The 13,376-nt window shown below is 70.1% G+C and carries 13 protein-coding genes; 4 read left to right on the top strand and 9 right to left on the bottom strand.

The window, feature by feature from the left end; genetic code table 11:
• The first annotated feature begins 1 nt into the window (after position 1).
• Complete coding sequence (gene nadC, locus AB5L97_RS11410; protein WP_369044762.1) at positions 2-988, top strand: carboxylating nicotinate-nucleotide diphosphorylase; 987 nt, start codon at positions 2-4, stop codon at positions 986-988.
• Positions 985-2,142, top strand: a complete 1,158-nt coding sequence (locus AB5L97_RS11405) for a cysteine desulfurase family protein (RefSeq protein WP_369044761.1) — start codon at positions 985-987, stop codon at positions 2,140-2,142. Before nadC ends, AB5L97_RS11405 begins: the two co-directional genes overlap by 4 nt.
• A gap of 46 nt (positions 2,143-2,188) precedes the next feature.
• Here the strand turns inward: AB5L97_RS11405 and AB5L97_RS11400 are convergent, their stop codons facing one another.
• The 7 genes from AB5L97_RS11400 to AB5L97_RS11370 all read right to left on the bottom strand — a co-directional run bounded on the left by AB5L97_RS11400 (position 2,189) and on the right by AB5L97_RS11370 (position 9,613).
• On the bottom strand, positions 2,189-2,710 hold the full coding sequence (locus AB5L97_RS11400; RefSeq protein WP_307957493.1) for a GtrA family protein: 522 nt from the start codon (positions 2,708-2,710) through the stop codon (positions 2,189-2,191).
• Between the two features lie 51 nt (positions 2,711-2,761).
• Positions 2,762-4,300, bottom strand: coding sequence for an amino acid permease (locus AB5L97_RS11395; RefSeq protein ID WP_369044760.1), 1,539 nt, complete (start codon positions 4,298-4,300; stop codon positions 2,762-2,764).
• Positions 4,301-4,430: 130 nt separating this feature from the next.
• The gene (locus AB5L97_RS11390) at positions 4,431-5,888 is read right to left on the bottom strand and encodes an aspartate ammonia-lyase (protein WP_307957495.1); all 1,458 of its coding nucleotides are present in this window, start codon (positions 5,886-5,888) and stop codon (positions 4,431-4,433) included.
• Between the two features lie 95 nt (positions 5,889-5,983).
• Positions 5,984-7,051: an asparaginase gene (locus AB5L97_RS11385; RefSeq protein WP_369044759.1), complete on the bottom strand. Its 1,068-nt coding sequence runs from the start codon at positions 7,049-7,051 to the stop codon at positions 5,984-5,986.
• A 121-nt stretch (positions 7,052-7,172) separates the two neighbouring features.
• Positions 7,173-7,895, bottom strand: coding sequence for a FadR/GntR family transcriptional regulator (locus AB5L97_RS11380; RefSeq protein WP_369044758.1), 723 nt, complete (start codon positions 7,893-7,895; stop codon positions 7,173-7,175).
• Positions 7,896-7,988: 93 nt separating this feature from the next.
• Complete coding sequence (locus AB5L97_RS11375; RefSeq protein WP_369044757.1) at positions 7,989-8,843, bottom strand: fumarylacetoacetate hydrolase family protein; 855 nt, start codon at positions 8,841-8,843, stop codon at positions 7,989-7,991.
• Between the two features lie 134 nt (positions 8,844-8,977).
• Entirely contained in the window at positions 8,978-9,613 is a 636-nt protein-coding gene (locus AB5L97_RS11370) for a DUF1684 domain-containing protein (RefSeq protein ID WP_307957635.1), read from the bottom strand.
• Between the two features lie 207 nt (positions 9,614-9,820).
• On the opposite strand from AB5L97_RS11370, the gene AB5L97_RS11365 reads away from it, so the two are divergent.
• Both AB5L97_RS11365 and AB5L97_RS11360 read left to right on the top strand, forming a co-directional pair.
• Complete coding sequence (locus AB5L97_RS11365) at positions 9,821-10,729, top strand: hypothetical protein (RefSeq protein WP_369044756.1); 909 nt, start codon at positions 9,821-9,823, stop codon at positions 10,727-10,729.
• A gap of 15 nt (positions 10,730-10,744) precedes the next feature.
• A complete protein-coding gene (locus tag AB5L97_RS11360) occupies positions 10,745-11,548 on the top strand; it encodes a transglutaminase-like domain-containing protein (RefSeq protein WP_307957500.1) in 804 nt (267 codons plus the stop codon).
• 45 nt (positions 11,549-11,593) lie between these two features.
• Here the strand turns inward: AB5L97_RS11360 and AB5L97_RS11355 are convergent, their stop codons facing one another.
• Together AB5L97_RS11355 and AB5L97_RS11350 are read right to left on the bottom strand one after the other, a co-directional pair.
• Entirely contained in the window at positions 11,594-12,088 is a 495-nt protein-coding gene (locus AB5L97_RS11355; protein ID WP_369047417.1) for a MarR family winged helix-turn-helix transcriptional regulator, read from the bottom strand.
• 53 nt (positions 12,089-12,141) lie between these two features.
• Positions 12,142-13,314, bottom strand: coding sequence for a CE1758 family FMN-dependent luciferase-like monooxygenase (locus tag AB5L97_RS11350; RefSeq protein ID WP_369044755.1), 1,173 nt, complete (start codon positions 13,312-13,314; stop codon positions 12,142-12,144).
• Positions 13,315-13,376: the final 62 nt, after the last annotated feature.

The raw sequence follows: 13,376 nt of genomic DNA, 5'->3' as shown, positions 1-13,376 counted from the left end.
GATGACAGTGCACATCACGGCCCAGACAGCCGAGACCCAGACGACCAGGACAGCGGGGACAGTAGAAGTCGTGCAGCATCCCTCAGGGCTTCCAGCCCGTGTAGCGCCCATCCCGCTCCCGAACGCCGCGGTAGGCCGCGTGCTCGAGGCAGCGTACGCCGAGGACGCCCCGAGCGGTGACCTCACGTCGCTGCTGCTCATCCCGGCCGAAGCCAGCGCGACCGCGGAGCTGCGCGCCCGGGTGCCCGGCGTGTTCTCGGGAGGACCGATCGTCGAGGCCGGGTTCCGGTTCCACGACCGCTCCGCCCGCGCCGAGCTTCTCGTCGCCGAGGGAGAGCCCTTCGACGCCGGCGCCGTCCTCGCGCGGGTGACCGGACGCGCGCAGGCGATCCTCACGGCCGAGCGTGTGGTGCTCAACCTCGTGCAGCGGATGAGCGCGATTGCGGCTCTCACTGCCCGGTACGTTGCCCTCACAGCAGGTACGAAGGCCCGCATCGTCGACACGCGCAAGACCACGCCGGGACTGCGCGAGCTCGAACGGTACGCCGTACGCTGCGGCGGAGGCCGCAACCACCGTTTCAGCCTCTCCGACGCGGTCATGGCCAAGGACAACCACCTCGCCGTGCTGACGGGGGGCGACGCCTCGCGCCTCACCGGAGTGCTCCGGGCCGCGCGTGAGCGTCTTGGCCACACGACGCACTTCGAGGTCGAGGTGGACAGGATCGAGCAGATCGAGCCGGTGCTCGCGGCCGGCGTGGACACGATCATGCTTGACAATTTCAGCCTCGACGACCTCCGCACGGGCGTTGCACTCATCGACGGGCGGGCCATCGTCGAGGCGAGCGGCGGGGTTAACCTCGACACGGTGTCCGGAATCGCGGCGACCGGTGTCGACGTCATCTCTGTGGGCGCCATCACGCACTCCGTGGTGAACCTCGACCTAGGGCTGGACGTTGTGATCGACCGCGGGGAGGCGGACCCGGCGTGATCTACCTCGACGCTGCCGCGACCACCCCCGTGCGCCGCGAGGTCATCGAAGCCATGTGGCCGTACCTCACGGGCGACTTCGGGAACGCCTCGAGCCACCACGAGCTGGGTGCGCGGGCACGTGACGCGCTTGAGGGAGCCCGCGCGGAGGTGGCGGGTCTGCTGGGTTGCCGGCCGTCCGAGGTCACGTTCACGTCCGGGGGGACCGAGGCGGACAACCTCGCGGTCAAGGGGATCGCGCTGGGCAGGCGGGCTGCCGGCGCCGGGCGCGCTCGGCTCGCGGTCAGCTCGATCGAGCATCCGGCGGTGCTCGAGTCCGCGCGGGCTCTCGCGCGGCTGCACGGCTTCACCGTCGACGAGGTGGGGGTCGACGCTCTCGGGCGGGTCGAGCCTGATGCGCTGGCCGCCGTCGTCGGCCCGGAAACCGCCGTCGTCTCGGTCATGTACGCGAACAACGAGGTGGGGACGGTGCAGCCCGTTGCCGAGCTGGCCGCCGTCGCCCGCGCAGCCGGGGTGCCCTTCCACACCGACGCCGTCCAGGCCGCCGGATGGCTGCCGCTTGACGTTCAGGCGCTCGGGGTCGACGCGCTCTCGGTCTCCGGGCACAAGATCGGCGCGCCCAAGGGCGTTGGTGCGCTGTACGCCGCCGGACGGCTTGCACTCGAGCCCGTCATCGACGGCGGCGGACAGGAACGCGGTCTCCGGTCCGGCACCGAGAACGTTGCCGGGGCCGTGGCGCTCGCCACCGCCTTGCGGCTCGCTGAGTCGGAGCGCACGACGTCGGCGGCTCGCCTCACGGAGCTGCGCGACGCCTTCATCGCACGGGTCATCGAACTCGTGCCGGATGCGCTCCTGACCGGCCACCCCTCGGAGCGGCTCCCGGGCAGCGCGTCCTTCTGCTTCCCTCGGGTGAGCGGCGAGTCGGTCCTCCTCGAGCTCGAGCGGCGCGGGATCGTGTGCTCCTCAGGGTCGGCGTGCGCGGCGGGCTCGAGCGATCCCTCACACGTGCTCCTGGCGATGGGCCTGAACCCCGAGACCGCACAGACGGCCGTCCGATTCACACTCCCGGCATCAGTCGGTGCCGACGACCTCGATCAGACCGCATCCGCCCTCCGCGACGCCTACGCCGCTGTCACCGGGATCGCCCGAAGGTAGGAAGCCAGCGCGAGGTGCGCGGCGTCGTCATGCGTCAGCGGCCGTATCAGGCGTTGCGCGCGCGGCGGAAGATCCAGTGCCGCAGGAGGCTGAAGCGCACGGCGGTCGCGAGCCAGCCTGCGATCGTCGTCGTCCACAGCTCGGTCGCGACGGATGCCGAGGGGTCCACCCAATGGAGGCCGGCAAGGCTTCCGGCCGTGAGCACGAGGGCCACAGCCATGGCCACGAGGCCGTTGAGGTGGTCCTGGGCCAGCTTCGAGGACCCGCGCAGCTTGAAGGTGAAGCGCCGGTTGAGCGCGGTGTTCATGACCGACGTGAGAATGAGGGCGACGGCGTTCGCGGCCTGGGAGCCGAGGGTCGGCCGGCACAGCGCGTACAGCGCGAGGGACGTCACCGTGCAGACCAGCCCCACGCCCGTGAACCGCACGAGCTGCCGCATGAGCGGCGTCCGCCACGCCCGGCCCAGCGCCCCCGCGGCAAGGCCGGGGAGACGGCCGAGGGCCCCGAGCACCGGCGCGATGAGCACGCCTGCCTCAGGGTCCTGGGACCGTGTCTGCGGGTTGTCCATGCCTTCAGCCTCTCACGATGACGCTGTGGACGCGCTGTGGCCCAGCGGTGACTACTCGGACCGTCCCGGCAGCGGGCGGTTCGCGATCACGGGGGCTGCGCCGGTGAACCCGTCGCGTGCCTCGGCGATCTCGTGGATGCGCTCGCGGCTCGCGTACCACCCTGCCACCATGAGGACGCACGCCACCGCCGTGGCCAGGAGGGTCCACGGCGAGTCGATGAGGACCATGACGAGTACCACAACGAGGAAGACGAGCGTCACGTACCCCGTGTAGGGCGCACCGGGCATACGGAAGGACGGGCGCACCGTCCAGCCCTTCTTCGCCCACCGCGCCAGCTGCATCTGGCACAGCACGATGGTCGCCCAGGTCGAGATGATCCCGACAGACGCGACATTGAGGACGATCTCGAACGCGTCGGAGGGCACAAGGTAGTTCAGCGGCACACCGAGCAGCGACACGACGGCCGTGATGGCGATGCCGCCGTAGGGAACGCCGGCCTTGTTCATGCGCAGCGCGAACTTCGGTGCCGAGCCCGCGGCCGCCATCGACCGCAGGATGCGGCCGGTCGAGTACAGGCCGGCGTTGAGCGAGGAGAGGGCCGCGGTGAGGACGACGAGGTTCATGATGACGTCCACGCCCTGGATCCCGATCGATCCGAAGAACGTCACGAAGGGGCTCACGCCCTTCTGGTACGCGGTGTAGGGCAGGAGGAGCGAGAGGAGGATCACCGAGCCGACGTAGAACACCGCGATCCGGAACACGACCGCGTTGATGGCGCGGGGCATGATCTTCTCGGGGTTCTTGGTCTCTCCGGCTGCCGTTCCGATGAGCTCGACCGACGCGTACGCGAACACGACGCCCTGCATGAGCAGGATCATCGGGGCGATGCCCATCGGGAAGATGCCGCCGTGGTCCGAGATGAGGGAGAGTCCGGTGGGATCGCCGTTCGGGGTGCCGAAGAGCACGAAGTAGACGCCGACGGCGAGGAACGCCACGAGCGCCGCGACCTTGATGAGCGCGAACCAGAACTCCATCTCGCCGAAGACCTTGACGGAGACGAGGTTGAGCGAGAGCACGAGTGCGAGCGCGATGAGGGCCCACAGCCACTGCGGGACGGCAGCGATCCACGGAACGTACTTCCCGAAGAAGTGCATGTAGAGCGCCGCCGCGGTGGTGTCGACGATCGTCGTCATGGCCCAGTTGATCCAGTAGAGCCATCCGGAGATGTACGCGGCCTTCTCACCGAAGAACTCGCGGGCGTAGGAGACGAAGGAGCCCGACGAGGGGCGGTGCAGCACGAGCTCCCCGAGGGCGCGCAGGATGAGGAAGACGAACGCACCGCAGATCGCGTAGGCGAGCACGAGCGACGGCCCAGCCTGCGCGAGCCGTCCGCCAGCGCCGAGGAAGAGACCCGTGCCGATGGCGCCGCCGATGGCGATCATCTGGATCTGCCGGGCCTTGAGCCCCTTGTGGTAGCCGGTGTCCTCGGCGTGGATGACGTGGTCGGCCGCGTGGGCGTGGCCGTGGTCTTCGAGGTGGTCAGGGATGTCTGGAGGGCTCTGGGGCGCAGCAGGCGTGGGGGAGGACATCGGGTCCCTTTCGGTATGGAAGTGGCTGGGGGTTACCAGAGTGCGAGGGGGTCGGGCGGGAATCAGAAGTAGGAAGACGGAACCGCGCGAATCAGTGGGGTGCTGATCAGGGGCGGGCCTCGGGCGGGTTCTAGGCGCTCAGGTTGGCCAGGCGCTCGGGCCGGAGCAGTTCTTCGAGGCGCTCGGCGGTGAGGAGCCCGCGCTCGAGGACGAGCTCGGCGACACCGCGCCCGCTCGCAAGCGCCTCCTGTGCGATGGCCGTCGATTCGGCGTATCCGAGGTAGGGGTTCAGCGCTGTCACGAGTCCGATCGAGTGCTCAACGCTCTCCCGCAGCCGTGCGGCGTTGGCGGTGATCCCGCTGACGCAGCGCCGGGAAAGCGTGTGGCAGGCGGCCGTGAGATGCGTGATGCTCTTGTGCAGGCTGTGCACGATCACTGGTTCGAACGCGTTGAGCTGGAGCTGCCCACCTTCGGCAGCCAGCGTGATGGTCACGTCGTTGCCGATCACCTCGAATGCCACCTGGTTGACGACCTCCGGGATGACGGGGTTGATCTTGCCCGGCATGATCGAGGAACCCGACTGCACCGGCGGGAGGTTGATCTCGGCGAGCCCCGCGCGGGGGCCCGACGAGAGAAGGCGCAGGTCGTTGCAGATCTTCGACAGCTTGACCGCCACGCGCTTGAGGACCCCCGAGAGATGGACGAACGCGCCCATGTCCTGAGTCGCCTCGATCAGGTCGAAGGCGGTCACGAGCGGCAGTCCCGTGATCCCGCCGAGATGGCGGCACGCCGCCTCGGCATAGCCAGCGGGGGCATTCAGGCCTGTGCCGATAGCGGTCGCCCCGAGGTTGATCTCGTGGACGAGCCCGGCGGATTCGCGCAGGCGCTCGCGGTCCTCGCCAATCGTCACGGCATACGTGCCGAACTCCTGTCCGAGGGTCATCGGCACGGCGTCCTGGAGCTGCGTGCGGCCCATCTTCACCACGGTGCGGAACTCGGTGGCCTTGGCTGCGAACGCGTCCTCGAGCTCACTCAGCGCGGCCAGCAGATCGTCGATGCCCATCACCGTCGCGATGCGGACGGCAGTGGGGTAGACGTCATTGGTCGACTGGCTCAGGTTGACGTGGTCGTTGGGGTGCAAGGCCGCATAGTCGCCCTTCTCCTGGCCGAGCAGTTCCAGTGCCCGGTTCGCGATCACCTCGTTCGCGTTCATGTTCGACGACGTCCCCGCGCCGCCCTGGATGACGTCAACCACGAACTCGCGGAGCAGTTCCCCGTCCAGGATCTCCCGGCAGGCGGCCTCGATCGCGTCCGCACGCTCGGCGTCGAGCAGGCCGAGCTCACGGTTCGCCCGGGCCGCGGCGAGCTTGACGGCCGCGAGTCCGCGAACCAGATGGGGATTGGTCGAGAGCGGCTGGCCGGTGATCGGGAAGTTCTCGATCGCGCGCAGGGTATGCACGCCCCAGTAGGCGGCCGTGGGGACGCGGCGGTCGCCGAGCAGATCGTGCTCGGTGCGGAACCCGGCGGGCTCGTCGACGGCGATCGTGGCGAGGGCCGCTGTGCTGCTCGCAACGGTCGTCGGGGTCATGGGGGAGACCATAGGGGTCACTTTCTGGAGGAGGTGGGGGCGTGAGGGAGAGAGGAGACGAGGGGTACAGACGGCCAGGGGTACAGGCGAACGGATCAGACGGCCGGGGCCGGGAACGCGCCGTCGAGCGCTGCGAACACGCCGACCTGACGGCCACCACCGAGCACCGGGCGGGTTGCGAGGGCCGCGAGCGGCCCGTCAGGGGCCGCCTCGGGGACGCCGAGGGCGGCGAGGGCACGGACCGTGATCGGCAGACGGGCGCGATCGCCGCCGTCCGAGATCTTGATGGCGAGGCCCCGGCCATCCGGCAGCCCCACGAGCTGGATGCCCTCGAAGCCGTCCTTGGCCACGGTTCCCGGAAGGGCACGCATGAGGAGCGTGACGTCACGGTCGGCTCCTGCAACCATCTCCGGGTGCGTGGTCATGGTACGGGCAACGGCAGCCTCGGCTGTCCCGCCAGCGGCGCGGGCGAGGCGACCGTAGGAACGGGCCATCCCCTCAAGGCTCACGGCGGGGAGAGGAGTGCCACAGCCGTCGGTGGTCCACAGGGAGGGCACCTCTCCCGTGAGCTCCTCGACGGTCGCGGCAATGAGCTGCTGCAGCGGGTGTCCGGGATCGAGGTATCCCTCGAGAGGCCAGTCCTTGAGCACGCACACCGAGACCATGGCAGCGTGCTTGCCGGAGCAGTTCTGGCACACGCGGTCCGCGTGCCCGCCACCGGCGAGCCACTCCTCGCGCTCGCGGATGCCATACGGAAGGTCTTCCGTGTTCGCGAGGACCGACTCGTCGAGACCGTGGAGGGACAGGATCCTGCGCGCGCCGTCCCGGTGCATGGCCGCGCCAGAATGGCTCGCGGCGGCGAGGGCGAGGAGCTCGTCTGGGAGGGCCAGCCCTGCGCGGACCATCGCAACCGCCTGGAGGGGTTTGAGCGCCGAGCGCGGGAAGACGGGAGCGGTGGCGGCTCCGGCCGCCCACAGGAGAACGCCATCGGCGTCGGTCGCGGCGACGCTGCCGTAGTGCACTCCCTCGATCATGCCGCCGCGGGTCTGGGCGGCGAGAGGGACGTGGGCGGGGAAGTCAGCGACGGCGGGGAAGTCAGCGACGGCGCGGGCCGCTGCTGCGGCGTCCTGGAGGGTGAGTGCCGCGGATGCGGGAGGGATCATGGCTCGCTCACGGTAGGGGATCGGTGGTCAGGAGTCCGTGCGGCCGGTGCGGCCGGGGTTGAGGCCCGACGGCGCCGGGCAGTGCGGGGCGATAGGCCGGTTGTGTGGCCGCCAGCGGGTGTCAGGGATTGGGTCCGAGGAGCCCGAGAGCCTCGTCCACGGCCGCAAGATGCTTGGCCATGGCGGCGCTGGCGCGCTCGGCCGAACCTGCCTCGATGGCGTCGAGGATTTCCTGGTGCTCGTTGTCTGAGGCGACCTGACGGTCGGCGAGCAGGTTGAGCGTCTCCGACTGATGGGCCAAGGCTTCGCGGAGGTCGGCGAGGACGTCCTCGAAGATCTGGTTCCCGCTCGCCTTGGCGATGGTGCCGTGGAAGGCCGCCTCGAGGGTGACCCTTCTGGCAGGCTCGTCTTCGACGGCGGTCTCGGCGACGATTCCCCTGAGGGTCGCCAGGTCCTCCTCCGTACGTCGGAGGGCGGCGAGCCCCGCGGCCGGTACTTCAACGTGGGGCCGCGCCTCGGTGAGGTCCCGCGCTGAGTACCGTCCCAGGACCAGGTCGCCGGCAATCCGGCTAGACACCACAAACGTGCCCTTGCCGGTGTGGGTCTCGGTGAGCCCCAGTGCCGCGGACGACCGCAGGGCCTCGCGGACCACCGAGCGGCTAACGCCGTACCGCGCAGCTAGCGCAGCCTCGGAGGGGAGCTTTGCGCCGACGGGGACCGCCCCCGCTTCGATGTCGCCCCGCAGGTCGGCGAGCACGGCCTCGGCGGCGCCTACACGGACAATCGGCCGCTGGGCGGTCTGGCCAGCCGACTGCCTGGGTGTACGGCTGTCTGACAGGTTCACGCCACGACTATGGCAGCGATCACACTGCGTTGTCAAACGGGCAGCGAGGGCCCCTGTCTGGTGGTGGCAGGCCGCGCGTCGGGGGGTTCGCCCCTAGGGTGCCGCGACGACGCTGTTCGTCAGCGTGCCGATCCCGTCGATGCGGCATTCAACGTGCTGCCCGGCGGTGATGGTGCCCGATGTTCCGGGGAATCCGGTGAGGATTACGTCCCCGGGATGCAGGGTCATGAACGAGCTCGCGTACACGAGGATTTCCTCGATGCCCCATCCCAGATCGGCAACCGTTCCGCCCGGGAGCCGAGCGCCGTCGATCCCGACGCCGACCTCCGCATCATTGCGCGGACGCTGCGTGACGATCCAGGGGCCGAGCGGGGTGAACGTGTCAGCACTCTTGGCGCTGATCCAGAGCTCGTCGCGGCCTTGTGCCAGCCGGTCGGTCACGTCGTTGCCGATCGTGAATCCGAGGACTGCCTCCATGGCGTTCTCGGTGGTCAGATGCCGAGCGAGGGCCCCGATGACGACCGTGAGCTCGGACTCGGGCTCGACCCGGGCGCCCGTCGGTGCCTCGATGGCGGCTCCCGGTCCGATGACGCTCGTGGCGGCCTTGTGGAACGCCTGCGGGGGAAGTGCTCGGCCAGCTGCCCCCGTGTTGTGGGCCATGCCGAGGACGTTGGACGGCGAGCAGGGTGCGAGGAAGGTGAAGGCGTCTTGCGTCACCTCGGCGCCCGCCTCCCAGCCGGCGCGGGACGGCGAGGCCGCGTTGCCCGGCGAGCCTGGGAATGGTGTCTCCACGACGGTCCAGCGCTGCCCGTGCGGGGAGTCGAAGTCCTCCGCGCTGCTGGCCACGAAGAAGGACTCCCGTGCGTTCGGGGCGTCTGCCGGCCTCACACGGGCGATGCGGAGCGGAGGTCCGGAGGTGGGTGCGGCTGGGGCGGGGGAGGCGGTCACAATGGACATCCTATGTCCCGGGGGCCGCCTGGGGCATGGCGCGGGGGAGTGGCGTTGCGGAAGCGATAGTGGCGCGGGGAGCAGGATTGCGTAGGGTCAGGGCACACATGGATTCACAGCCACGCGCCGGCCGGTCACCCGTACAGTTCGCCAACCGGGATCTCAGCCTCGACGCGGTTCTCGGGCCCGGGCAACGGGCACGCCCATGCCTCGTTGTACGCGCAGCTGGGGTTGTACGCGAAGTTGAAGTCGAGGATGAAGCGCGGACCCAGCCGCGCGCCGTCGTGCGCACGGTCCGGGGCAGCGGAGTTCCGTGCGGCCGTCTCCTCGGCGACTCCGAGGAACGCGCCCTTGATCGTGTCGATGAGGTACCGGCCAGCGCCGTACGATCCCGCCCCACCGCCGGTCCTCCCCGCCGTGGCATCACGGAACGGGACGAAGATCCCGCCGCCGTAGCCCTGATGCCGCCACGCGGCGACGGAACCGATCCCGGGGACCTCGAAGGTTCCGAGCCTCACGAACGGCACCACGCCATCGGTGCCGGTCCGCACGGGGCGCTCCTGCCCCGCGCCCCCGGGGCTGAGTGGCAGTTCGAAGCGGTACGCGGGATCGTAGTCGGCCACCGAGAGGCCGGTGAACGCCGCACGGTCCCGCAACAGGAGCGGCGACGCGGGGTGCGTTCCCATGAGTGCGTCACGCTCGCGCCGCCACAGCGCGTGGGCTTCGCGTGGGCTGGCCGCGGCCCGGACCCGTTCGTAGACCGAGAACATGCGCAGGCGCCAGTCGACCACCTCGTGCGCCGGCAGGTCCAAGGCCGCCTGGGCATCCTCCCACTCGGCGTCGGACCATTCCGTGCTGTCTGGGCTGGCCGGGCCATCCTGTTCGCCCTGGCCGTCCTGGCCGTCCGACCTTGCGTCCTTGTGATCCTCGCGCATGGCGCAAGACTACTCGGGCCCCCGCTTCGCTAGGGTGGGGGCATGGACGTCACGCCCCGAAGTGCACCCCACAGTGCGCCGCGCACGGGACACCGAACCGGACACTGGACCGGACGCCGGACTGGACACCGGGCAGCAGCCGCCAACCATGTCATCGCGGCGGGCGCCGCGATCGCCGTCGCCGCGGTTCTCACAGTGGCTCTGGCCGGGTGCGGCGCGGGTTCCACGGAACCGGTGTGGACTGGCGTTCCGAGCGGGTCGTCGTCGGCGGCGCCCGGCGGCCCGACGTCCGGCAGCCCGGGCGCGGGAGGCACGACGGCGAGTGGTCCCGCGGCGTCGTCGGGAACGCCCTCGCCGGGCGCCACGAGCGCCCAGTGGAAGACGTATACGGATCCGGCCAAGAAGGTGAAGTTCGATCTGCCCGCGGCATGGATCGTCCAGTCCACCGATCCGGCTCCCGGTGCGGCCGCTGGGTCCCTGCGCCTCGAGGTCAAGAAGGCGGACGGGACCTTTGTCGCGGCGCTCGCCACGGGCCTCCCGGTGCCGGCGCCGTCCACATGCGACCCCGCACAGGCCAAGGCCTACTCAGTGCTCAACAGCCTTCCCGTGACGGTGCCGTTCGCGGATGGCCCGAACGTCATCACGCCGCGGTTCGTGTTCCGCGTGATCCAGGGCTACAAGTTCTTCGGCACGTTCGGTCTCACGGGCCTCGCCACCTCCGCCCAGGACGGCAAGGCGTGCGTGCTCGTCAACGTTGTGCCCGGTCCCGCGGGCATCGGCGGCTACTCGTTCGCCGACACCATCGCGGCCACACCCCCCCAAACCGATGCGAAGGTTGCGCCCCTCAAATCTTTCGATACCCTAGCTCAGGCGTCGGCCTACGTCCGCGACTCGGGCGACTTCGCGGACGCGCAGCGCATGATCATGTCGCTGGCCTTCACCCAGAACTAGCCCTACGGGAGCCCCATGCAGCGCACCGTCGGTGCCCAGCTGTCGTTCACGACCGCGGCACAGACCAAGCTGGCGATGGCGATTGCCGTCGCCCGCCACCCCGGCTACACGTCCTTCGAGGAGGAACTCGTTGTCACCGCGGACGGGGCGGCGGTGGAACCGCGGGAACTGCTGGACGGCCACGGCGGGCGATTCCACGTGCTCGAGCTGCCCGAGCCCGCACACGTCGAGGTCGCCTACACGGCCCGCGTCGAGGGAACGAGCGAGCCGGAGCCCGTCGACGAGATCGAGCTGATCCGCTACGTGCGCCCCAGCAGGTACGCCGAGAGCGACCGGCTCCTGCCCACGTCGTACGCCGAATTCGGGACTCTCCGGGGTCTTGAGCTCGTCCAGGCGGTCCGTGACTGGGTCAACCGCCAGCTCGCCTACGTGAGCGGCTCGTCCCGTGGCACCGACGGTGCGGTGGAGACGCTCCTCCACCGGCGCGGTGTGTGCCGCGACTTCGCCCACCTCGCGATCGCGCTGTTGCGGGCCAAGGACGTCCCGGCGCGGCTCGCGGCAGTGTATGCCCCCGGGCTGAGGCCCATGGACTTCCATGCGGTGGCCGAGGCCTACGTGGACGGCGCGTGGCACGTGATCGACCCGACGGGCCTCGCCCCGCGCGCCTCGATGGTCCGCATCACGGCCGGCCGGGATTCCGCGGACACGGCGTTCCTCTCGACCGTCGGCGGGCGGATCGTGCTCAAGAAGCTCACCGTCACGGCCGTGGCCGACGAGCTCCCGTTCGAGGACCCCCGGGCCTCCGTCCGCCTAGCCTGAGGGCTCGCGAGCTGTGCCTCCGCACCCCCACGTCACGGGGTGCGGTCAGAGCGGGTGGTGGGCGACGACGTGCGCGCGGACGCGCTCGGTGAGGTCCCGCAGCGCGGCCAGCCCGCCAGTGTCGAGGGCGTCGCCCATGATGCGCTGGATCTCCCTCACGTGGGCGCGCCCCACCTCGCGCTGGAGCCGTGCGCCCTCGTCCGTGAGCCGCACGACGACGCCGCGCCCGTCCTCGGGCGAGCTCTCGCGCGCCACGAGGCCCTGCTTCGCGAGTCGTTCGACGAGCCTCGACAGGCTCGATTGGGCCAGCAGCACGTGGTCGTTGAGCTCGTTGAGCCGAAGGCCCGCGCCCTCGCACGTGCTCAGGGTGAAGAGCACGTCGTAGGCATTCATGCCGAGCTTCCGGAAGGCCGGGTCGCGCTGCAGGCGGCGCATTACCGCCACCTGGGCGCGGAAGAGCGACTCCCAGGCCTCCGAGACGTCCTTCACCGAGGGTGTGGGCCCGGGAGCCGCCGGGCGGGAAGGCGCCGGAGCTGCCATGAGCGAGGGCGCGGTGTCGGGCGCGGGACCGGTGCCGGCCACCGGCTGCGTGCTCACCGCGCCGTCGCCCCGGCGGTCGCCTCAGCCGACGCCCCCGCAGCCGACCCGGTCCCGGTGCCTGCGTCCGACTCGGCCGTCTCTGCCCCGGACATGGCAGCGCTGCGGGCCGCGACTCGCGCGGCGTGCGTCGGCCCCTCGGGGACGTCCGCGGGACGCCCCTCGGCGAAGCCCGCCTTGAGCTCGGGAAGCACCTCGCCGAGCAGGTCGAGCTGCTCGAGCACGGTCTTGAGCGGAAGGCCCGCGTGGTCCACGAGGAACAGCTGGCGCTGGTAGTCGCCGAAGTAGTCGCGGAACGCGAGGGTCTTCTCGACGAACTCGGCCGGGCTGCCCACGGTCAGCGGGGTCTGCGCGGTGAACTCCTCCATCGAGGGCCCGTGTCCATAGACGGGTGCGTTGTCGAAGTAGGGGCGGAAATCCCGCTTGGCGTCCTGGGAGTTCTTGCGCATGAAGAACTGGCCGCCGAGGCCCACGATCGCCTGGCTCGCCTTGCCATGCCCGTAGTGCTCGAACCGCTCGCGGTAGAGGTTGATGAGGCGGATGTAGTGCTCCTTCGGCCAGAAGATGTTGTTGGCGAAGAAGCCGTCGCCGTAGTAGGCGGCGAGCTCGGCGATCTGCGGGGTGCGGATGGAGCCGTGCCACACGAACGGGGCCACCTCGTCGAGGGGGCGCGGCGTGACCGTGAAGTTGTGCAGCGGGGTGCGGAACTTGCCGCTCCACGTGACGGTCTCCTCGTCCCACAGGCGGCGCAGTAGCGCGTAGTTCTCGATCGTCAGCTCGAGGGAGTCCTGCGGGCTCTTGCCGAACCAGGGGTAGACGGGTGCGGTATTGCCGCGGCCCAGCACGAGGTCCGTGCGGCCGCCCACGAGATGCTGGAGCATCCCGAAGTCCTCGGCGATCTTCACCGGATCGTTGGTGGTGATGAGGGTCGTGGTCGTGGAGAGGATGATCTTCTCGGTCTGCGCGCCGATGTACCCCAGGAGGGTGGTCGGCGAGCTCGGGTAGAACGGGGGATTGTGGTGCTCGCCCGTCGCGAAGACGTCGAGCCCCACCTCCTCGGCGTGCTTGGCGATCTTCACGATCGCCTGGATCCGCTCGCCCTCGGACGGCATGTGGCCGGTCGTCGGGTCGAGGGTGACATCTCCGACGCTGAAGATACCGAACTGCATGGAACGACCTTTCCTCACGCGGTTGCCCTGAGCTGCCGCACGTTGAGATAAATGCATTTGCA

The sequence above is a fragment of the Sinomonas sp. P10A9 genome, from assembly GCF_041022165.1.
In the GTDB taxonomy this organism is placed as follows: Bacteria; Actinomycetota; Actinomycetes; order Actinomycetales; family Micrococcaceae; genus Sinomonas; species Sinomonas puerhi.
Note: the sequence above shows the minus strand (reverse complement) of the source record. Positions and strands in the feature narration are given on the sequence as shown.